This window comes from Niallia sp. WK069_GA_01, assembly GCF_983173855.1.
In genome coordinates this window covers 2,610,478-2,631,899 of sequence record NZ_OZ470138.1, presented here as the reverse complement: position 1 = coordinate 2,631,899, position 21,422 = coordinate 2,610,478, and the positions used below count along the sequence as shown (strand labels likewise).

Annotated in this window: 14 protein-coding genes and 2 riboswitches; of the genes, 3 read left to right on the top strand and 11 right to left on the bottom strand. The window is 35.9% G+C overall.

The window, feature by feature from the left end:
- Positions 1-237 precede the first annotated feature (237 nt).
- From parC to AC5LWL_RS12585, 4 genes are all read right to left on the bottom strand, one after another.
- Complete coding sequence (gene parC / locus AC5LWL_RS12600) at positions 238-2,664, bottom strand: DNA topoisomerase IV subunit A (protein WP_493434621.1); 2,427 nt, start codon at positions 2,662-2,664, stop codon at positions 238-240.
- Positions 2,661-4,640, bottom strand: coding sequence for a DNA topoisomerase IV subunit B (gene parE, locus AC5LWL_RS12595; RefSeq protein ID WP_493434620.1), 1,980 nt, complete (start codon positions 4,638-4,640; stop codon positions 2,661-2,663). The genes parC and parE overlap by 4 nt, the downstream gene beginning before the upstream one ends.
- Before the next feature lie 1,118 nt (positions 4,641-5,758).
- Positions 5,759-6,169, bottom strand: coding sequence for a CoA-binding protein (locus AC5LWL_RS12590; RefSeq protein ID WP_493434619.1), 411 nt, complete (start codon positions 6,167-6,169; stop codon positions 5,759-5,761).
- Positions 6,170-6,885: 716 nt separating this feature from the next.
- The gene (locus tag AC5LWL_RS12585; protein ID WP_493432573.1) at positions 6,886-8,028 is read right to left on the bottom strand and encodes an IS110 family RNA-guided transposase; all 1,143 of its coding nucleotides are present in this window, start codon (positions 8,026-8,028) and stop codon (positions 6,886-6,888) included.
- Positions 8,029-8,290: 262 nt separating this feature from the next.
- Between AC5LWL_RS12585 and AC5LWL_RS12580 the strand changes: the two genes are divergently transcribed.
- A complete protein-coding gene (locus AC5LWL_RS12580) occupies positions 8,291-9,568 on the top strand; it encodes a PepSY-associated TM helix domain-containing protein (RefSeq protein ID WP_493434618.1) in 1,278 nt (425 codons plus the stop codon).
- Positions 9,561-10,058 carry a FixH family protein gene (locus AC5LWL_RS12575; protein ID WP_493434617.1) on the top strand — a complete coding sequence of 166 codons (498 nt, stop codon included), beginning with the start codon at positions 9,561-9,563 and terminating at the stop codon, positions 10,056-10,058. The genes AC5LWL_RS12580 and AC5LWL_RS12575 overlap by 8 nt, the downstream gene beginning before the upstream one ends.
- Before the next feature lie 919 nt (positions 10,059-10,977).
- Here the strand turns inward: AC5LWL_RS12575 and AC5LWL_RS12570 are convergent.
- The 5 genes from AC5LWL_RS12570 to AC5LWL_RS12550 form a co-directional block, all read right to left on the bottom strand.
- Positions 10,978-12,687 carry a glycosyl hydrolase family 18 protein gene (locus AC5LWL_RS12570; RefSeq protein ID WP_493434616.1) on the bottom strand — a complete coding sequence of 570 codons (1,710 nt, stop codon included), beginning with the start codon at positions 12,685-12,687 and terminating at the stop codon, positions 10,978-10,980.
- Between the two features lie 198 nt (positions 12,688-12,885).
- A complete protein-coding gene (dsdA, locus tag AC5LWL_RS12565; protein ID WP_493434615.1) occupies positions 12,886-14,208 on the bottom strand; it encodes a D-serine ammonia-lyase in 1,323 nt (440 codons plus the stop codon).
- Between the two features lie 94 nt (positions 14,209-14,302).
- Positions 14,303-14,848 (bottom strand): cupin domain-containing protein, encoded by a 546-nt coding sequence (locus AC5LWL_RS12560; protein ID WP_493434614.1) that lies wholly within the window; start codon positions 14,846-14,848, stop codon positions 14,303-14,305.
- A gap of 217 nt (positions 14,849-15,065) precedes the next feature.
- A complete protein-coding gene (gene thiT, locus AC5LWL_RS12555; protein WP_493434613.1) occupies positions 15,066-15,656 on the bottom strand; it encodes an energy-coupled thiamine transporter ThiT in 591 nt (196 codons plus the stop codon).
- Positions 15,657-15,730: 74 nt separating this feature from the next.
- A riboswitch (TPP riboswitch) is annotated at positions 15,731-15,830 on the bottom strand.
- A 116-nt stretch (positions 15,831-15,946) separates the two neighbouring features.
- Positions 15,947-17,140 (bottom strand): nucleoside transporter C-terminal domain-containing protein, encoded by a 1,194-nt coding sequence (locus tag AC5LWL_RS12550; RefSeq protein WP_493434612.1) that lies wholly within the window; start codon positions 17,138-17,140, stop codon positions 15,947-15,949.
- Between the two features lie 173 nt (positions 17,141-17,313).
- Positions 17,314-17,416, bottom strand: a riboswitch (purine riboswitch).
- Positions 17,417-17,813: 397 nt separating this feature from the next.
- On the opposite strand from AC5LWL_RS12550, the gene AC5LWL_RS12545 reads away from it, so the two are divergent.
- Positions 17,814-18,434 carry a trimeric intracellular cation channel family protein gene (locus AC5LWL_RS12545; protein ID WP_493434611.1) on the top strand — a complete coding sequence of 207 codons (621 nt, stop codon included), beginning with the start codon at positions 17,814-17,816 and terminating at the stop codon, positions 18,432-18,434.
- Between the two features lie 117 nt (positions 18,435-18,551).
- Here the strand turns inward: AC5LWL_RS12545 and AC5LWL_RS12540 are convergent, their stop codons facing one another.
- Together AC5LWL_RS12540 and AC5LWL_RS12535 are read right to left on the bottom strand one after the other, a co-directional pair.
- Positions 18,552-19,724 (bottom strand): pyridoxal phosphate-dependent aminotransferase, encoded by a 1,173-nt coding sequence (locus tag AC5LWL_RS12540; protein ID WP_493434610.1) that lies wholly within the window; start codon positions 19,722-19,724, stop codon positions 18,552-18,554.
- A gap of 135 nt (positions 19,725-19,859) precedes the next feature.
- Positions 19,860-21,350, bottom strand: a complete 1,491-nt coding sequence (locus AC5LWL_RS12535) for an aminotransferase class V-fold PLP-dependent enzyme (RefSeq protein WP_493434609.1) — start codon at positions 21,348-21,350, stop codon at positions 19,860-19,862.
- Positions 21,351-21,422 lie beyond the last annotated feature (72 nt).

The window sequence follows — 21,422 nt, the reverse complement described above, 5'->3', positions numbered from 1 at the left end:
AATTTTAGGATGTCCAATTATGGAAAATTAATGTAAGAAAGTAAGAAAAGCGGAAGCGCCTTGTTTAGCCCCGAAGAAAAATGTTCTCCTGACTCAAAAAGTGTTTGTTTCTTATAGAGGCTGGAGGCAATACTTACTGGGACTAAATAACCTTCACATTTTAATACATTCTTACTTTTAGACAAAAAAAGAGTACTTACTTTTGTTCGTAAGTACCCTTTTTCTCTCATCATTCTTCTATTCTTGTTTGTTTTCTTTCCACATTTCAACTACTTTTCCTGCCTCTGTTTCATCAATCACAAAGGAGCCATTAGAGTAGCGATCATTAAAGCGGATGTTTTCTACTAGTATTTCTTCGGTGTTTCCTTTTTCTGTTTCTAAATAGACAATGTCTTGTTTTGCTACGATTGTCATTCCGACTACTCGATGCGGGTTTGCTTTTAGTTCTCTTAACATGATAAATCCGCGTTTTGCACGACCGGATGGTTCAAATTCTGAAAGCTTCATCTTTTTAATGGAACCACGCTGTGTTATAATAACGACATTTTCTTGCGCGGGATTTGTTATTAATTTTCCAGCTATAACAAAGTCATCTGGTTTTAAATTAATTCCTTTTACACCAGCAGCTCTTGCACCAACAATATTCACTTCTTCTTCATGAAAACGAAGGGAATAGCCAAAATGCGTTGAAAGAAGCACTTCATGCTGTCCGTCGGTTACAAAAACATCCACCACTTCGTCATCTCCTTTTAAATTAATTCCGACTAATGGTTTGGAATATCTTTGTGCCTTATAATTAGCTAATTCGCTTTTTTTGGCCATTCCATTTTTCGTAAAGAAAAGGAGATACTTCGTTGAATCAAATTCTTTTATTGGTATCGCTTGAATAATATGTTCATCCCGGTCAATTGGAATAATATTCGAAATATGCTGTCCTAAATCTTTCCAGCGAATATCTGGAAGCAAATGAACAGGACAATATAAATAATTTCCTTTATTCGTAAATAACAATACAACATCTGTTGTATTAATATCTATTTTCCGCAAAATCCGGTCGCTGTCTTTCCTGCCAAAGTCCTGGCCATTGCTTGCCGCATAAGAACGTTGACTGGTGCGTTTCACATAGCCTTCTTTTGTAACGGTAACAATGACATCTTCACTTGCAACTAACACTTCAAGATTAATTTTAATTTCTTCAATTTCAGCTTGAATAACCGTGCGTCTGTCTGTTGCAAATCGTTTTTTTACATCTTTTAATTCTTTTTTTATAACAAACAGCAATTTCTTTTCACTAGCAAGTATAGCTGTCCATTCTTCAATTTTTTTTGCCAACTCTTCTGCTTCTGCTTGTAATGCAGTTATATCTGTATTGGTTAAACGATAAAGCTGCAAGGACACAATCGCTTCCGCCTGTGGTTCGGTAAACTGAAAGGCATCCATTAAATTGTTTTTTGCATCTCTTTTATCTTTGGATGCGCGGATGGTTGCAATCACTTCATCCAAGATAGACAAAGCTTTCATTAATCCAGCAACAATATGTTCCCGGTCTTTTGCTTTTTGCAAATCAAATTGAGTTCGTCTTGTGACAACTTCTTTCTGATGGGCAATATAAGCATCTAATAATTCTAAAATCCCCATTAAGCGAGGTCTTTTATTATGAATGGCTACCATATTAAAACTATACGTAATTTGCAAATCGGTATTTTTAAATAAATAATGCAATATGCCATTTGCATCTGTCTCTTTTTTTAATTCAACAACAATTCGCAGGCCAGTTCGATCGGTTTCATCACGAACTTCTGCAATGCCCTCTACTTTACGATCGAGACGTAGTTCATCTATTTTTTTTACTAAATTGCTTTTATTTAATTCATATGGAATTTCCGTTATAACGAGCTGCTGTTTACCGCCGCGAATCTCTTCCACTTCCGTTTTGCCGCGGACAATAATTTTCCCTTTGCCTGTTTCATATGCTTTTTTTATGCCTTCTACTCCTTGAATGATGCCTCCTGTAGGGAAATCCGGCCCCTTAATATGCTGCATCATATCGTCTACAGTGCAGTTTGGATGATCCATTCTTTCGATAACGCCATCGATTACCTCTCCTAAATGATGAGGGGGAATATCTGTCGCATATCCAGCGGAAATACCTGTAGATCCATTTACTAGTAGGTTTGGGAATTTTGCCGGTAATACCGTTGGTTCACTTGATGTATCATCAAAGTTTGGAATAAATTCAACGGTTCTTTTTTCAATATCTTTTAATAATTCTGATGAGATAGCCGAAAGTCTAGCTTCTGTATAACGCATGGCAGCAGGAGGATCTCCGTCGATGCTCCCATTATTACCATGCATTTGAATCAGTACATTTCTTACTTTCCATTCCTGACTCATCCGCACCATCGCTTCATATACAGAGGAGTCTCCATGTGGATGATAATTACCGATTACATTACCAACTGTTTTTGCCGATTTCCGGAAATTCTTATCATGAATATTCCCATCCTCATGCATCGCATAAAGAATTCGACGCTGTACTGGTTTTAAGCCGTCTCTTGCATCCGGCAGCGCCCGCTCTTGAATAATATATTTACTGTAACGTCCAAAACGGTCGCCGAGAACGTCCTCTAAAGGCAAATCACGAAATTGTTCGACTGAACTCATGATGGACTTCCCTCCTCTGCAACCACAATATTTTCATTTTCTAAAATATTGCCTTCTTCTTCTAAACCGAAAGCAACATTGGATTCAATCCATTTTCTCCTTGGTTCCACTTTATCTCCCATTAATGTTGTAATACGACGCTCTGCCCGAGCAATATCATCGATTTTCACGCGTATTAATGTTCTTGTTTCAGGGTTCATGGTTGTTTCCCAAAGTTGATCAGCGTTCATTTCACCGAGCCCTTTGTAACGTTGCAGAATATAGCCTTTTCCAACTTTTTTGATGGCATCCTGCAAATCATCATCGCTCCATGAATACTCAATCACTTCTTTTTTTCCAGATCCTTTGCTGACTTTATATAACGGCGGCAAAGCAATATATACTTTTCCAGCTTCTAATAGAGGCTTTAAATATCGGTAAAAGAAGGTTAACAATAGAACTTGAATATGAGCGCCGTCTGTATCTGCATCGGTCATGATAATCACTTTGTCGTAATTTGAATCATTTACATTGAAATCAGCCCCGACTCCAGCACCTATCGCATGAATAATCGTATTGATTTCCTCATTTTTAAAAATATCTGCAAGTTTTGCTTTTTCCGTATTAATAACTTTTCCTCGCAAAGGAAGCACTGCCTGAAACCGTCTGTCTCTTCCTTGTTTCGCAGATCCTCCAGCAGAGTCCCCTTCGACTAAATAAAGTTCATTTTTAAGTGGGTTTCTGGATTGGGCAGGAGTTAATTTTCCAGAAAGAACCGCTTCTGTCCGTTTTCTTTTTTTTCCACTTCTCGCTTCTTCCCGTGCTTTTCTTGCTGCCTCTCGTGCTTGATAAGCTTTTATCGCTTTTTTAATCAGCAGAGAACTGGTTTCCGGATTTTCTTCAAGAAAATAAGCAAGATGTTCTGATACAACAGCATCTACTGCTGATCGCGCTTCACTTGTACCTAACTTCCCTTTTGTTTGTCCCTCAAACTGAAGTAAATCTTCTGGAACACGAACAGAAATAATAGCAGAAAGTCCTTCGCGAATATCGGAACCATCCAAGTTTTTATCTTTTTCTTTTAAAAGATTCACTTTTCTCGCATATTCATTTAGCATTCTTGTCATCGCTGTTTTAGATCCAGCTTCATGTGTTCCGCCATCTTTTGTACGAACATTGTTTACAAACGATAACACATTTTCAGAGTATCCATCATTAAATTGAAAGGCGAAGTCGACTTCAATTCCATTGCTTTCGCCTTCTAGACTAACAACTGGATGAAGAGTATCCTTCTCTTCATTTAAATATTCTACAAACGCTTCAATTCCATTTTCATAATGAAATATTTGCTGCTGATCATTTCTTTCATCTATTAATTCTATTTTTAATCCTTTTAATAAAAAGGCAGATTCTCTTAATCGCTCACATAATGTTTCATAATTATACGTGATGGTTGAGAAAATTGTTTTATCGGGCTTAAAGTGGATCGTCGTGCCTGTTTGATTTGTTTTCCCAATTTTTTCTAATGTTGTAGCAGGTTTTCCGCCATTTTCAAAACGCTGCTCATATACAAACCCATCTCGCTTAATTTTCACAACAACCCATTCGGATAATGCATTTACGACAGAGGCACCAACACCATGCAAGCCTCCGCTCGTTTTATAACCGCCTTGTCCGAATTTCCCGCCGGCATGCAATACCGTAAAGATAACTTCTGGTGTAGGCTTTCCGATTTTATGCATTCCGGTAGGCATTCCTCTACCTCTATCTTGTACACTTATACTATTATCACGATGGATTTTCACACTAATAATATCACCGAACCCGGCTAATGCTTCATCCACTGCGTTATCTACAATTTCATATACTAAATGATGCAATCCTCTCGAATCTGTACTACCTATATACATACCAGGGCGTTTTCTAACAGCTTCCAGCCCCTCTAATACTTGGATGGCATCATCATTATAATCGAAAGTTTGTTGATTTTTTGCCACAAACATACCCCTTTCGCCTTTCCACAACGACATGTTCTCTTTCTAGAAGTTGTTCAAAAAGTCCGGTAAAAATGACACGTCGAATTTCTTCGTTGGTTTGCTTCTCCGCTTCTTCTCACGTATTAACTAGATGTTCTTCTACTAAAAACGCTCACGTCCTGTGAGCAACGTGGAAGTCACCACCTCCTGTGGAAGGCCGATGCTCAGGAGCTATTCCGTCTCGAACTTCTTGGTCCTTTTTGAACACGCACTTCTATGTATCATGTCGAACAATTGTTTATGTATTCGTCTAATAACTTCATTATCCTTTAAATTTCTTTATTTTTTCAAAAAGCATTTCTATTTTTAGAAGTAGACGAGAAGAAAAGAAGGTCATAACGAACCTCCTCTTTTACCTTTAAAAGGCGTTGAATTTTCGTAAAGCTACTAGCTCGTCTTATATAGCACAACTGCCAATTTAAATGACGAACAAATGTTCCGATTGTTTCATTATACCACTTTTTTCAGTAAACAACGAGTGATAATATGTATTATTCGTAAAGATGACGCAACTTCAAACTCTTGCCCATACAAAAGATGGCAGGTAAATTAAATAATATACGAAGAAATGGAAAAGAAAAAGGAATTTTTTATAAAATATGTTCTTAAAACATCTTTAATATGGTAACACAGAATATGTCCAAATAAAAAGTTAACTCTATATTTAGACTAATGAATAAATGATGATAAGGCTTTTTTTAGATTAGCATAGGCGGTGTTTACAGAAAAAAGAGGGATTAATGGATGCAAATACCGTTAAACTGATTTACTGAAGAAATTCAGTTAAGCTATGCATCATTATATCCCTCTTTTTATTAGAAAAGCGCGGGGCGCCTTATTCAGCCCCGAAAAAAATGTTCTCCTGACTCAAAAAGTGGTTTTTCCTTTTAGAGGCAGGAAGTAATACTCACTGAGGCTAGGCGCTGGCCGGCTAAATACGCAACAGTCCTGTTGCAACATCGATTGGCTCGCATCCTGCAAGCCTTATATCTTCGCCGGCACTTGTACATCCTTTACGGCAAAGCTAGGCAATAAATCTAAGTTAAAAAATTTTATTCTTTCTTACCCTAAAAAATTTATTACATAAACGCATGTTCCACTTTAATACAGCGATCCATAATAACCGTATAGCCTTTCTCTTTTAAACGATGAAAGGTTTCTTCATGAACAATGCCTAATTGTGCCCAAAATACATCGGCATCTATTTGTTCAAATTCATCAGCCACTGCTGGAAGATGCTCTGGTCTTCTAAATACATTTACAATATCAACATGACCTTTTATATCAGATAATTTCGCCACTGCTTTAACACCCAATACTTCGTCTACAGTTGGATTAACAGGAATAATTTCATATCCAGCATTTTTCATCACATTTGCAACCATATAAGATGTTTTTTCTGGGTTATTGCTTAATCCAACGACTGCAATTCTTTTCGCTTTTTTTAAAATATTGCCTATTTCTTCTCGACTTGGATTTTCAATTGCCATATTTATCGCTCCTTTTAACTTTTTAAAAATAATTCTCTTTATCTATTCCCTAATAAAAAAAATAAAAAACAAAGCAAATTGAAAGCGGTTGCTTAATTTTGCAATGTAACGTTTGAACAACCTTTTTATACAGTCATCATAACAAACAATCTTACTCTATGAATAGATACCAAAAGAATCGTTCATAAAAAGATATCAGCAGAAGAGCATTATGTGGACAAACAGATAAAGCTACATATGTATCCCGCTTTTTTCGCAGTCCTCTTCATGCTACCCTCTTTAATTGTGTCTAAAATGTGAACATTATTGAAAAAGAATTGCATCTTTTATATCAATCCAATAGTGTAAATAGTGCTTAAAATACGATTGCAACAAGAATTATTGCACAAAAGGAGAAACAGTGATGCAAAGTTTACAAGCGGCCAGGAAAACTAAAAATCAAAAGAATTCGCTATACAGCACCGTGTGGAGATGGCATTTTTATGCTGGAATTATCTTCGCCCCTTTTTCTGTGAAAATAAAACGGGCGAGTGGCTATTCTGGGTATCTGTATAATACAGTAACGTGTTCTATTTGATAGGGCGGGTACAGGATTTTGGTGTAAAGAAAATCTTGAAGCGTGGACTTCTAGAAAAAAGACAATAGTAAAGAAAGGGTGTGACCTCAATTTTTTAAAAAAATCACAACCTTAATAGAGTATTGTAATGGAAGGTCGTCTAACCAGCTAGACGTGGTTCAGAGAAGTGTTGCTTATTAATAAATAGGGTATATATAATTCTTAAAACTTTATGTGCAATAGCCTGTAAAGCTTTTTTCTTTCCTCTTCTTGCAGATAGAGACCAAAAAACATTTGACATTGAGGTATTTTTCGACCTTGATATAGCCCAAGCAACCTCACAAAGAGCAGCTTTTATATGTGGGTTTCCTTGAACGCTTTTGGAACTTTTCTTTTTACCAGCACTTTCATTATTGCCAGGTGATACACCAGCCCAAGAAGCTAAATGTCTTGATGAAGGGAATTGGCTCATATCTGTTCCGATTTCCGCAATAATAACAGCAGCTGTGTGTTCCTTTATACCTGGGATAGATAAAAGTATTTCTTTTTCTTCTTGATAGGAATGAAGCAGGGTATCTATCCTATTTTCAAGTTCTTGAATGGAAGTTTCCAAATACATGATATGATTCCAAGAGCTTTTAATCATAAACATTTGATGTTCATTTAATGTTCCGAAAAGAGAATCGGAAATGGTATCAGCCTTCTTGCGGAGAGAATGATGGATATTGGCATCAACATCAGCCTTATCAAGGTATCCATTATCGACTAACTGTTTCAAAAGTTTACGTCCAGAAACCCCAAAGATATCAGAAATAACTGAACCAAGCTTTATGTTTGAACATTCGAGGACCTTTGAAATTCTATTTTTTTCAGCTGTTAAGTTACCAACCCATTTCTTGCGTAAACGGTTCAAATCTCTTAATTCCCGAAGATCTTGGGAAGGGACAAAGCTTTTTTCAATCAATCCATGACGAAGAAGCTTGGCAATCCATTCTGCATCTGAAACATCGGTCTTACGACCAGGAACGTTTTTAATACGTTGGGCATTGGCCACAGTAATATCGAAATATCCTTCAAGGATGTTGTATACCGGCTTCCAATAGATTCCGGTACTTTCCAGAGCAATGTGTGTAATTTGTTTTTCTTCTAACCACTTTAATAAATCAAATAAACTTTTGGTTAAAGTGGAAAAAGTCTTGGTTTCTTTTTGAATGGATTCATTATTAGTGCCAGTTAGGGCACAAACTACAATCTCTTTTTGATGAACATCCATTCCGGCACAATGGGTTAATAAAATGTCCAAATAAAACAACCTCCAAAGTAGTGTCTATGGAAAGTGGAATAAGCTTGGTCAAACAGCATTTTTCTGTACGTGATCATCCTCAAAAATTGAAGAGTCAACAAAGGGGTGTACACAAGGCAAATTCCAAACAGTTTCTTATACAGGGTCGAACCACCACAAAAGCGCACGTAAAGATTACTTCCCATAGCATTAATCAGTATGGAAAAATGGACAAAAAAGTAAAACCCCGGCTTAGAAAAAATTTTCATGCCGGGGTGTGAGTGTGAAATCATGTGTGTTTCTTATTGTTTTATCCGTAACCGGTTCTATTTATCTATTTAAACCACAAATCGAACAATTTATCTATCAAGAATACTATGAGGTTAAAGCAAACGACAGTAAGCTATCACCGTCCAGGCAACTAGAAATCGTCAAAGAGCAGTATCCAATGAGTACTGCCACTAAATACCGTCCAGGAGAAGCGGCTACTCGTTCAAGCGAGGTTACCATTTCAGAGAATATGGAAACCTATACGGTATTTGTTGACCCTTATTCCGGAAACATCCTTGGCAAACTGAATAACAAGGATAAAATCATGGATAAAATCGAAGAAATTCACGGAGAGTTAATGGCAGGTACAATAGGAGATCGCCTTGTCGAACTTGCCGCATGCTGGACGATTGTCTTGATTATAACTGGTTTTTATTTATGGTTTCCGAAAAAAAAGTGGAAACTTGCAGGTGTCTTTTTTCCACGATTCACAAAAGGAAAAAAAACGCTGCAAAGAGATCTACATGCCGTCCCTGCCATTTGGATAACACTTGGTATGTTGTTTGTTGTTATGACGGGTTTGCCTTGGTCTGGCTTTTGGGGAACCAACTTCCAAAATATCGTCACCAATTCAGGAGCAGGCTATCCTCCTTCCATATGGGTTGGAAGTGCGCCAGCTTCTAATACGAAAACAAAAGAAATAGCAGAAGTACCGTGGGCAGCTGAAAATTTACAAGTACCCATGTCAACGGTACAGGGATATATTCCCCTTTCAATTGATGATGTAATTACAATTGCAGACCGCCAAAAGATTTATCCAGGTTACACGGTTATCATGCCAAAGACTCCAGAAGGCGTTTATACATTGTCAGTGTTTCCGCCAAGAGCACAGGATGAAGCAACGATGCATCTAGACCAGTATACAGGAGCGGTGCTTGCCGACTATCGTTATGATCATTACGGACCTATTGGAAAAATCATCGCATGGGGCATTACCTTGCATAAAGGCTTGCAATTTGGTCTGCTCAATCAATTAGTCGGCTTAGTTATTTGCTTAGGCATTATCTTTGTTGCATGCAGTGGTTTTTATCTATGGCTGAAAAGAAAACCAGCTAAGACCATTGGTGCACCAAAAGGTCCAAATATCTGGAAACAAAGAAATTTTTTGTTGTTAATGACTGCACTTAGTGTCCTTTTTCCATTAGTTGGCGTGTCTATTATCCTTGTATTACTAATGGATAAATTAATCATTCAGCGTATCCCTTTTTTAAGGAAGTGTTTCTATGCATAAAGGAGGAGTGGTTGATTTGCAGAAAAAAATAGGGATATATTTGCTTGCTTTTGTAACAGCCAGCTTATTAAGTGCCTGTTCCTTAAAAGAGGGAACAGAAAAAGGCTATAAACAAGAAACACCATTACAGATTGAAGTAAAGATGCCAAAACAATTTGAAGCTCAAAAGGCAGAAGAAATAACGGTTGTTTTAAGCCAAGCAGGAAACAAGCCACTTTCCATCCAATCCATCTCCATGGATATTTGGAAGCAGGATAGCCAATTTCAAAAAAAATCACTGCCTTTAACGAAAAACAAGAACGGTGTTTATACAACCAAGCAAACCTTTGACAAAGAAGGATTATATTTTGTCAAAGTACATGCCAGTACAACGCAATCAACAATTATGCCGACAAAACAGTTTATTGTTGGAAAACTAACGGACAAGGATCAGGAATTTTTAAGAAAACAAGCTCCAGAAGAACAGGTGATGGAGCATCATCATCATTAATTTTATAAAACTTGCGTTCCGATATTTATAGTCATTTATAAAACTGATATTTTTCCATTTAAAAAACGACCTTTTGATTTTTAAACTGCACCCCAATTGTTATACACATCTAACAATTTGAGGTGCAGTTTTTATTTTTTCAAGAGATCAGAAAATGCAGTAATTTGTTATCAGCATACAAATGACAGTGTGGAACAGATCACCAAAGATATTGATCAGTGCCCTGTGTTGTTCGGAATTAGATTAAACAATTTGAATTCCATCGTTTATCTGCTTTCGAAAAATCCTATTCTTCTCACACGGCACAATTTAAAATGGACGTACACGTATCAGGAGGTGCTTTTCACATGTCGCAACAAAAACTAACCATGAGTAAGCCCAAAATATAAAAAAGTAATCACACCTTCCCGGTACAAATGACAAATAACCGTATATCACGATTTTTTTAATCAAATATACGGTTTATATTATTCGTATAATACTAATTTTACGAATAATTCATCGTTAATAGAATACATGTTTGGTATAATAAAAGGACTAGAATAATATATTCTAGTCCTTTTATATGGCCGTTCAAAAAAGCCAAATAAATAATCAGATTAATTTTCATCGTATCTAGATACGAGTACTCTTTTAATCCTATATTATATTAACCGTATCTTGATAAGGGGCTATAATGTTCTTATACTATACAATTTTATTGTTTTAATATCAATAATCATATACCTAGGAGGAATAAAAGTTGTCACTATCCCCACCTCTAAAAACGGAATTAATGAATATTTTTTTTGATGAAAGTGGACAGACAAGATTCAGATAGACCCTCCACAATTATTGCGATGCAAGGTGGAGTGGGGGAATAGCCATCTTAATTTTAAACTATTTTCTTTTTTGAATTTTTTTGATTTATGCTGGTATATTATTTTTCACTGTCATCTAATGCAAGAGATGGCCATGCCAAATCATTCGCAAAATAACGGGACCAGCTTGCCACACCAGCAAGATCATATTTATCGACTAAACTTGCTCGTTTGGATAACGACATTTCATCCTCAAGCCAAATTTTATAGGTGGACTTTGTTTTTGGATCATAGTATTCTCCATAATTTTGGCCGCTTGCTTCATCATACGTTGGCTTTACCTTCTTTTTCTCTAACCATTCTTCTACTTTTTCCATTGATAAAGCTTGTGACGTAATTTCTCCATTTTCTTTTTCTTCCCACAGCCTTGTATACAGCGGTACTGCTAATACAAGTTTGTCATTCGGCACTTGTGTTAATAAGTTTTCTAGGTTTGATTCTACCCAAGGAAAACTTGCAACACTTCCAGCTTTGGGGGAACTTGCCCAATGCTCATCATATGCCATTACTACTAAATAATCGACGATATCGGAAAGATGTTCTCTTTCATAAAAAGCAGAATAATTTCCACCTGCAATAAAGGTAATATCCATCGAAACGGTTAAACCGGCTTCATGAAGATAAGGAGTAGCTTCTCGTACAAATTGCGTTACGTATTTTCCGTCTTCTTCTTTTACATTTTCAATATCAATATTGATTCCGTCTAAATCATACATTTCGCTATACACTAATAATTGACGGATCACCTTTTGCCTTGTTTTATAATCCTTAAAGACTTGATGGGTTTTCTCTGGATCAAAATTATTGGAGAATAACCCCCATACTTGATAATCATGTTTGTGTGCCCATTTAACATACGCGGTTGAACCTAAATTGCTGACATCCCCTTTATTGCCAGAAAGTTTAAACCAAGTTGGTGAAACAACATTCACACCATCCATTTTTTTAATGGAAGAAGTATCAGGATTTTTGGTATAAACCGCTTCCCATGTTAATTGGATAGGACCGTCTACTTTCGTAAGCTTTGGTTTATTCTCTTTTACTTTTGCTTGAACCGTTTCTGTTTTTCCTTTGTTAATAATATCTTTTTTTACATACCCTGCTACTCCATTCTTTTTTCGAACGAAATAATAGTTTTCTTCTTCCTTTTCGATTGTAACAGCCTCTTTACTAGAGAGTTCTTCTCTGTAAGGAGAAAAAAGACTGGCTTCTGAACGAAGTCTTCGATAATCATCATCCATTTTTTTAGCTGTCACAACAGCATGTACTTTCTTTTGTCCATCTTTTTCTAAAAGCACCGCGTTATGTTCTTCTAAAACAGTATGTTGAACATGATAAAAGTTTATCAATGGTTCTAAAGCAATATACACTTGCCCATCATTATCCTTAATCGGCTGAAATTGAAGATTTACTGCTTTATTGTTCACGAAATAGGATACTGATTTAGAAGGAAATTGCACAACTTTATCTTTGGTTGTCACAATTACTGAATTGCTGCTGTTGTCATAAAAAATCGTGTCATCTATATTTTGCTGCCATACGGATAATGGCAAATAAATGGTGTCATTCAAGACGATTCCATTGCCAATTTGTTTTCCATTTAGAAGAATAGGGTTTTTCCCAGTAAAATAATTCGTTTTCTCCTTGCTGGCAAAAGGATACAATAATAATAGAATGCTAGAAACGATTAAGAGGATTCCTAATAAAAAACCAATTATTATCCTCTTTTGCTTTTGTCTTTTTTGTGGTTGGAATAGTATTTCTGCCATATCTTCCTCCTTGACGTCATTTCACAAGCTGTTTTTCCTCTCTTTAGAAGACGAAAAGTAATCAAGAATAGTTTCATCGTTAGCGTGTCAAATACCACTATAAAAAGTTCAGCTTGCTTAACAATAGTTTTATGATAACATTCTTTGCAACATGAAAAAAGAACCAAGCATTAGACTTGCTGGTTCCCCTTCCTTTTATTACAAAAGCGATTTTCCTCGCTGAATATGTTCTTCTTGAATTTCTTGAGGGACAAGGGCGCCGCCAGTTCCCCAAAACACATGTGTAGATGTTTTCTGTTTATTTTGAAGTCCCTTGTTTTTAATATACGTTTTTTCTATTTTACGCTGGAATGCAACTGGACCATAAAGAGCAGTTAGAGCGGAAGGCTCCAAGTATTGCTGCTCTGTTTCCATTAATTTATATAATAAAGGAAACAGCTTTTGATCGGAAACAGTATAACAGCCACTGATTAAGCTACCGACCTGCTCTACTACAAAACGGGATGCTTTGCCAACCGCTAAACCGTCTGCTTCTGTCTGATTATCAATAGCTAAATCCTGTACAGCAATATCATCTATACCTGTATATAAACGGGTAAGCATAGCGGGAGAATGGGTTGGTTCTGCAAAAAAACAATGTACATGATCACCGAAAAGCATATTCAAACCATATGTAATTCCACCAGGGGCGCCTCCCACTCCACATGGCAAATAAACAAATAATGGATGCTGTTCATCTACTATTATCTTCTTTTCCTCCAACTGTTGTTTTAAACGATAAGCTCCAACAGCATATCCTTCAAATAAATGCGCAGAATTTTCATCATCTATAAAATAACTCCACGGATTGTTTTCGGTTTCTATTCTCCCTTGTTCCACCGCAACACTATAATCCTCTTCATGTTCTACTACTTTTGCGCCAATTTCTCGTAATTTATTTTTTTTCCACTGTTTCGCATCTTTTGACATATGTACGACCACTTGGAATCCTAATTTTCTGCTGATCATGCCAATACTTAAACCTAAATTTCCAGTCGATCCGACAACGATTGTATACTTTTGATATAGAGATTGTATTTTAGGGGATAGTAGTTGAATATAACTTTGTTCCATTTGTAATTTTCCAGATTTTTCTGCAATCCTTTCAGCAAATTTCAAGACTTCATAAATCCCGCCTCTCGCTTTTACCGATCCTGAAATAGGCAAAATATGGTCGCATTTTAAATACCAATTTCCATGAAATACAGTGTTTTCTTTTTGCTCTATATAATCTTTCATTTTTCCAATTTCTCTAAGTGGAGATTCAATAAGACCATTCGTTTGCTGAGTTTCAGGAAACAGGGCGCTGATAACAGGAGCAAATCGTTCTAATCTTTTAATGGCTTCCATTATATCTACTTGAGTACTAGCAGGAGGCGGGGATGCTTTGTTTGCATTGTTATTTATCCAAAAAACTTCCTCGTACTCTTTTAATTTCTTTATTAATGGGAATCGGTTAATAAAATCATCATCCATGTTCATCTTTCTCATCCTTTCTATTGTTTGGAAAAAGGAAATGTTCTGTATCTTCCATGTTCAGAGGCGAAGCTAAGGAACGAGTCTTCTTGAGAGTTGTTTATGAGAATGTTGGCGGTGTTACGACCCAAATGCTTATGCAATCTGACGTCCCAATATTTTTATAAAAATGAGGAATGCTTGCATCGTAGTAGATACTGTCTCCTTCTGCTAATTCATACGTTTCATTGCCAATTTGATAAAGCAGGCTTCCTTTAATCACAAAACCAAATTCTTCTCCTCTATGGGAATGCGCCTCCGTTCCAGAAGCTGCACCAGGCTTTAATGTTACAAGTACTGCCCCCATTTCTTTTTTTCCTGCTGGTGATAATAGCTCATAAAAAATGGATTGATCATTTGCTTTCATCATTGTAATTCGCTCATTTTTTCTCACAATTCTAGAATTTTTCTGTTGATCCTGAAATAGCTCTACAAGAGTGATGGACAGAGCTTCCACAATTTTTCGCAAACTTTCAATTGTAGGACTGTTTAAATTTCGTTCCACATTGCTAATATAACCATTGGACAGTCCTGTTTGGACGGCAACATCTGCAATGGTTAAACGTTTTTGTTTACGTATTTCTTTTATTTTTCCCCCTAGGTTCATTCAGTTAGCTCCTTCCCTTTTATCTAAATCTAGATGGCTTCTTTTTCTATGTAATGAAACAACAACAAAAAATAGTATTTTTTCATTATACTAAATATTCAATATTTTACAAATTAAGTCGATTGTTTTTATTTTCAGTTCAATTCCTGTCTATTTTATCAGCTTTATTAAAGATAACGGCAAAAAAAAGAGATGATAAAATCATCTCTTGCATCCCTTACATTTTGCTATTATGCTGTGCTGAAGCCGGTCGTTCCAATACTATTCTTGGAGCGATAATTAATAATATGGCTAAAATAATGGAACAAAGGATAAAAGCACCTAAAAAAGGAACTCCATTAAATAGAAGCGAATATTTAATCGGTGACATATCATCTGGAGCATATGATGCCCAGATTGTTGCGCCCGCAATAAAATGCCAGAAATAACGAGCCAATGAACCGATAAAAGTAGCTACTATAATAAATAAAACTGCTTTTATTTTGTTTCCCTCTTTAAGATGGTGCTGAATCGGCGTAAAAAATAATCCTGCTGCACCAATACAAGCAAATGCTAAAAAATATTCCAATAAGACTTGCCAAATTGCCAACGCTTGAAGGTCTCCAACAACGATTTGCAGCAATCCCCATAAAAAACCTGCTAAAGCACTTGCTTTTACACCCCAACGAAAGGCGATAATAAAGACAGGAACCATAGCAAAAGAAATAGACATTTGGCCAATCTTTATGGACGGCAATAAATCCAGAATCAATGCAAATGCAGCAAACATGGCTACTTCAATTAATACAACTAACTTTCCATTACGCATACAAAAAATCCCCCTATTAAGTCTGCATTCCGCAAGGGGGATTGTCTTTGTAACAAAAAAACGCATAAAAAACAGTGCGGTTCTTTCCACATCCCTACGCTAGTATTAACTAACAGGTTCAAAGGGTCAGATCTTAGAAGATCTTTCTCAGCTTTCGCTCCCCTTGTGGTTTGCATCTATTTATAATCCTCTTGATTATAACATAAACAAATGAACACTTAAATCGTTAAAAATAATTGTGATAATTAGATAAGAAACAGAGAATTGTCTTCTCCCTGCTTCTTGTATTTTCACCAAATAAATAATCCAACAACCATTGCACTTAATAAGGAAACTGCCATCCCGCTAATAAGCAGCTTCCAGACATTTTTACCAATTAAGTTCGCTTTTTCTTCATCTACAACAGAAGTGATTGTTCCATAAATCATGCCGACTGTGCTAAAGTTGGCGAATGAAGTTAAAAAGGTTACAGCAACTGCTACTGTATGCGGTGCAAGGCTTGGAATCATATTTTTTAAATCTAGCATCGCAACAAACTCATTCGTAGCAAGCTTTATTCCCATTAATTGAGCAACATACATCGCATCTTTTCCAGGTAAGCCAAGTAAGAATGCGAATGGACTAAATAGATAAGAGAAAATCTTCTGAATCGTTAATCCTTCTATAAAAAACCCTAAAATACCGTTTAAACCTGCAGTTAAGGCCACATAGCCGATTACCATTGCTGCAATAACTATGACCATTTTCATTCCAACAATCATGCTGTTTGAAATAGTGGAGAAGAAATCTTTGCGCTCTTTTTTATTCGGTATATACACAATGTCTTCTTCTTTACTAACCTCAATTGGATTTAACATATTGGCAATCAATAAAGCATTTAAGCAGTTTAATGGAATGGCCGCAAAAACATATGTTGCCGGAACCATTGATAAATAGGCACCAATAATTGATCCACTAATGCTGCTCATGCTCATAATGCCAAATGTTAACAGTCGATTCGCTTGTAAAACCGTTAGCTGTTGGCGAATAACAGCGAGCGCTTCAGTGTTTCCTAAAAACATCATCTGGATGGAAAAGAAACTTTCTAACTTTGGCAAACCAGAAACCTTAGAAATTAACCAACCTACTTTGTCGATAATCCATGTTAAAATGCCAAAATACATTAAAATATCAAAAAACGTCACAATAAAAATAATTGGCATCAACGCACTAAAAAAGAAATCAACCTGTTCATTTGCTAATGCAGAAGGAAAAACAAAAGAAATCCCACTATTTGCACAAGCAATCAACCATGTAAAAAAGCCCGCGATTTGATTAATGATCCATGTTCCTATTTTCGTTGATAACATGAGCCAAGTTATCAAAAATTCAATTCCTAAAAGCGCGAAAATAAATTTCCATTTAACATTTCGTTTATTTGGTGAACATAAATAAACAAGACCTAGCACAACTAATAATCCAATTGCATTTATAAGAATATACAATCTTCATACCTCCTCTAATTCATTATTTCCATAAAAAACAAAAAAAGCTCTTATTTTTCGTACTTTCAGCAGACGGCTAGAAAGCATGGAAAAATAAGAGCGTATATGAAATAACTTCTGGTACATTCAACAATAAATTTTTTGATTATGAATCGACCGCAGGTTTTTCAAATCATTTTTGCATACTTCCTTGTAGTCCTGCATTTTAAGGCTGCCGGGTAGAAACTATCAGACCATATACACTGATATTATACAAGGATATTCATTTTTTTTAGGAATAATACAAGTATAACGATAAATGTTCGATTCGCAATAACTTCAGAAAAAGTTGTAATAATACTACTTATTCAAATTTTTTGAAAACAAAACGGTTTTTGAAATATGTATATTCTTCCAAGAAAATGTATGTGAAGAAGAAAACGATAACTCTCTTTACTCATCCCCTAAAATACCATTGTTCTGACCGATTAAAATTTCAGAGCTAGTACATTCTGTTGATTGAGCTAGACCAGACTTTTTGAACAACCACTTATAAAATATTTTTTACAACATTCTAGTAAAAGATGATACAATACATTTCTGATATGAAAAAAATATTGTCTTCAAAATGATTGGCATATGTATCAATAGAAGTTACCATTTAATTTAATGAATGTAGGTGTGAACTGCAATTATGTCTTGGGAGATTTTTAACATTATTGGAACGATTGCTTTTGCTTTAAGTGGAGCAATTATTGCATCGGAAGAAGATTATGATTTAATTGGCTATTATGCTTTAGGCTTTATTACAGCATTTGGTGGAGGCGCATTGCGTAATTTGCTTGTTGGCGCTCCTGGAACAACGCTTTGGAGTCAAGGAAAGTTATTTTTTATTACTTTTTTACTTATTTCGTTCATTTATATTCTTCCCATTCATAAATTTACAAAGTGGAAGCATTGGGAGCTATCATTTGGTTTATTAGATGCAATTGGTCTAGCTGCATTTGCTATTCAAGGCTCCTTGTTTGCAAAAGCGCTTGAGCTTCCTTCAAGCGCCATCATTACTTCTGCATTATTAACAGGAGTTGGTGGAGGAATTATTAGAGATGCTCTATCCAAGAGGCAGCCTATGGTCTTCAAATATGAATTATATGCATTTTGGACCATTTTAACGGGTATTATTATATGCAATAACTTAGCTGGCTCCGAGTTAGAGCTCTACATATTATTCGTCATTATTGTATCCTTAAGAATGCTTTCCCTTTTATATGGCTGGCACATCCCTAGACCAAAAAAACAAATGGCGAAACAATAAATCGGGAGGGAGATTTGTTCTTCCTCCAGCTTCCACAGGAAAAAATGGACACTTCTCTGTTCTTAAGTGCTGAGCACCAATAAATGCAAGAAAGACTGCTAATAGTATTAGAATGAACTATTTACACTTTTCCATATAGCTTCCTAATCGTTTCATTGCTTCCTGAAGTATTTCCATACTCGCTGCATAGCTAATTCGAACATATCCCTCGCCCTCTATACCAAAAGCAATACCTGGAATAATGGCAAGTTTTTCTTTTTTCGCTAAATCCACACAAAATTGCATGGAATCTTGGATGTATCCAGATGGAATTTTCCCAAAAATATAAAAAGCTCCATTAGGTCTTGCAATGTGAAATCCTCGTTTTGTCATTTTTTCATAAACAAAATCTCTTCTTTTTTTATATTCTAATCTCATTTCATCTGGGTCATTCATTCCCTCGACTAATGCACGAATCGCTGCTTTTTGAGAGATTGTGGATGCGGCGGTTACTAAATATTGATGAACCTTTACAATTTCTTTTGTTATTTTTTCATTTGCCAATATAAACCCTAAACGCCAGCCCGTCATCGCATGTGACTTTGATAAACCATTGATAACAATAGTCTGTTCTGGTAAATATTTTGCAATAGAAGCATGTGTGCCATCATACGTCAATTCACTATATATTTCATCACTTATAACAAAAACAGGGTATTTTCCCACAGTATCTGCAATCGCTTTGATTTCTTCCCTTGTATACGTTGCACCTGTAGGATTATTAGGATAGTTGAGGATAATTGCTTTGATTTCTTCTCCATATTCCCTCATTGCTTCATCAATCATTTGAGGGGTTACTAAAAAATTATCTTTGGATGTATCTAAGTAAATCGTCTCCGCTTTTGCTAGTGTAATAAGCGGTTCGTATCCTGGATAGACAGGTGCTGGCAGCAATACTTTATCTCCCTCTTCCAAAATAGCTAAAAGAGATGCCGAAATGGCTTCGGTAGCGCCAATTGTTACAATGATCTCAGATTCTGGTTTATATGTAATACCGTATTTTTTCACAAAAAATTGACTGACTGCTTCTCTCACTTCTATTAATCCTGACATTCCCGTATAGTGTGTGAAATTTTGTACAATCGCTTCAATGCCTGCTGCTTTTACATGATCTGGAGTATGAAAGTCTGGTTCTCCTAATGTCAGTTTGATCATGTCTTTTATAGAGGAAACTTCTTCATCAAACTGTCGGATTAAGGAAACGTCTATTTTTTTTAGTTGTTTGTTAAACCTATTTTTCGATTTTCCCATTTTATTTGTCCCCTTTTTTAAAATTTTTTTGATACTTCCTCCTCCCTAACGAAACCTTAACAGCTCTCTTCACTTAACAACGTGACAAGTGGACTATTAAGGTTTATGGTTCATTCTGCTTTAGTGCATCTATATTCAGCATATGTCAAAAAGAGTATCAATCGATACACTTTGTTTTCTTCTAACATTAAATTCGTTGCGCGCTTCATCTAGTACATAATTTTTCTTCCATTCTTCTTTATACAGCATAATTTTTTGTATGGATGCAATTATTTTATAGATTTCTTCGTTCGTCATCGTTGGATGTAAAGATAGTCGAATCCAGCCAGGCTTATGAATAAAAATGCCTTTTTTTACTTCTTCGCTGATTTGTTTGGATTGTTGTTTATCTAAATGAAGTAAATAATGTCCATAAGGACCAGCACAAGAGCATCCGCCTCGAACTTGAATGCCAAAACGGTCATTTAACATCCTTACCATTAAATCATAATGCAACTCTTTACATGTAAAAGAAATAATTCCATGTCGATCGTGATTATTGCCATCTAATATAGTGATTCCTTCTATTTTCTCAAGCTCTGTTAACGCTATATGAACAAGCTCCTTTTCCCTTTGCTCTATTTTTTCTATCTTCATTTTTTCTTTTAGTTTAATAGAAAGTGCTGTTCTTATTGCCTGCAAAAATCCAGGTGTTCCCCCATCTTCTCTTTCTTCTAAATCTTTTTTATATACAATATCTCCCCATTGATTCGTAAAATCAACTGTACCACCGCCTGGTAAATCAGGCGTTTTTGCTGTTACTAATTGTTTATTAACGATAAGCACCCCGCTTGTTCCTGGTCCTCCTAAAAATTTATGGGGCGAAAAATAAATAGCATCCAGCTGCTCCAGCGGATTGTTAGGATGCATATTTATATCTGCGTAAGGTGCGGAAGCGGAGAAATCAACAAAACAAACGCCATCATATTGATGCATAATGGCAGCTAAACGATAATAATCGGTTCTTCTCCCTGTTACATTGGAACAGGCGGTGAATGCACCGATTTTTTTGCGGCGATGTTTATTTTTCTCCAGCAGCTCTATTAAATGGAGAACATCTACATCTCCAGTTGATGTAGGACGAATAACCTCCACATCTGCAATGGTTTCGACCCATGATAAATAATTGGAATGATGCTCCATATGTGTAACAAAAACGATGGGTCTTTGTTCTTCTGGCATCGCTATATTACATCTATTTTTCAACCCAAGCATTCGCTGCAGCTTATTCACAACGGCTGTCATGCCAAATCCTGCAAAAAAAATAGCATCTTCATCCTTTGCATGTACATGTTTTTTTATCGTTTGTTTTGCTTCATGATACGCTTTTGTCATATAGGTGCCAGTTACATTCGATTCTGTATGTGTATTTGCAACATATGGTCCTAGCTCTAAGGCTATTTTGTCTTCAATCTTTTTATATAAACGACCACTGGCAGTCCAATCTGCATATAAAAGCGACTGTACTCCATCAGTGGTGGAAAAAGTAAAATCATGCCCAATAATATTATTTTTTATTGGCTGAAAATATGTTTCAAGCGGACTATTAAAAATGTAGGTGGATTCACCAACTTTTGCTCTGATCAATCTAAAAATCTCCCTTCTCCCTCACATAATAACCTATGTTAAAATAAGAAAGAGGTAACTAAAAATTCCTCA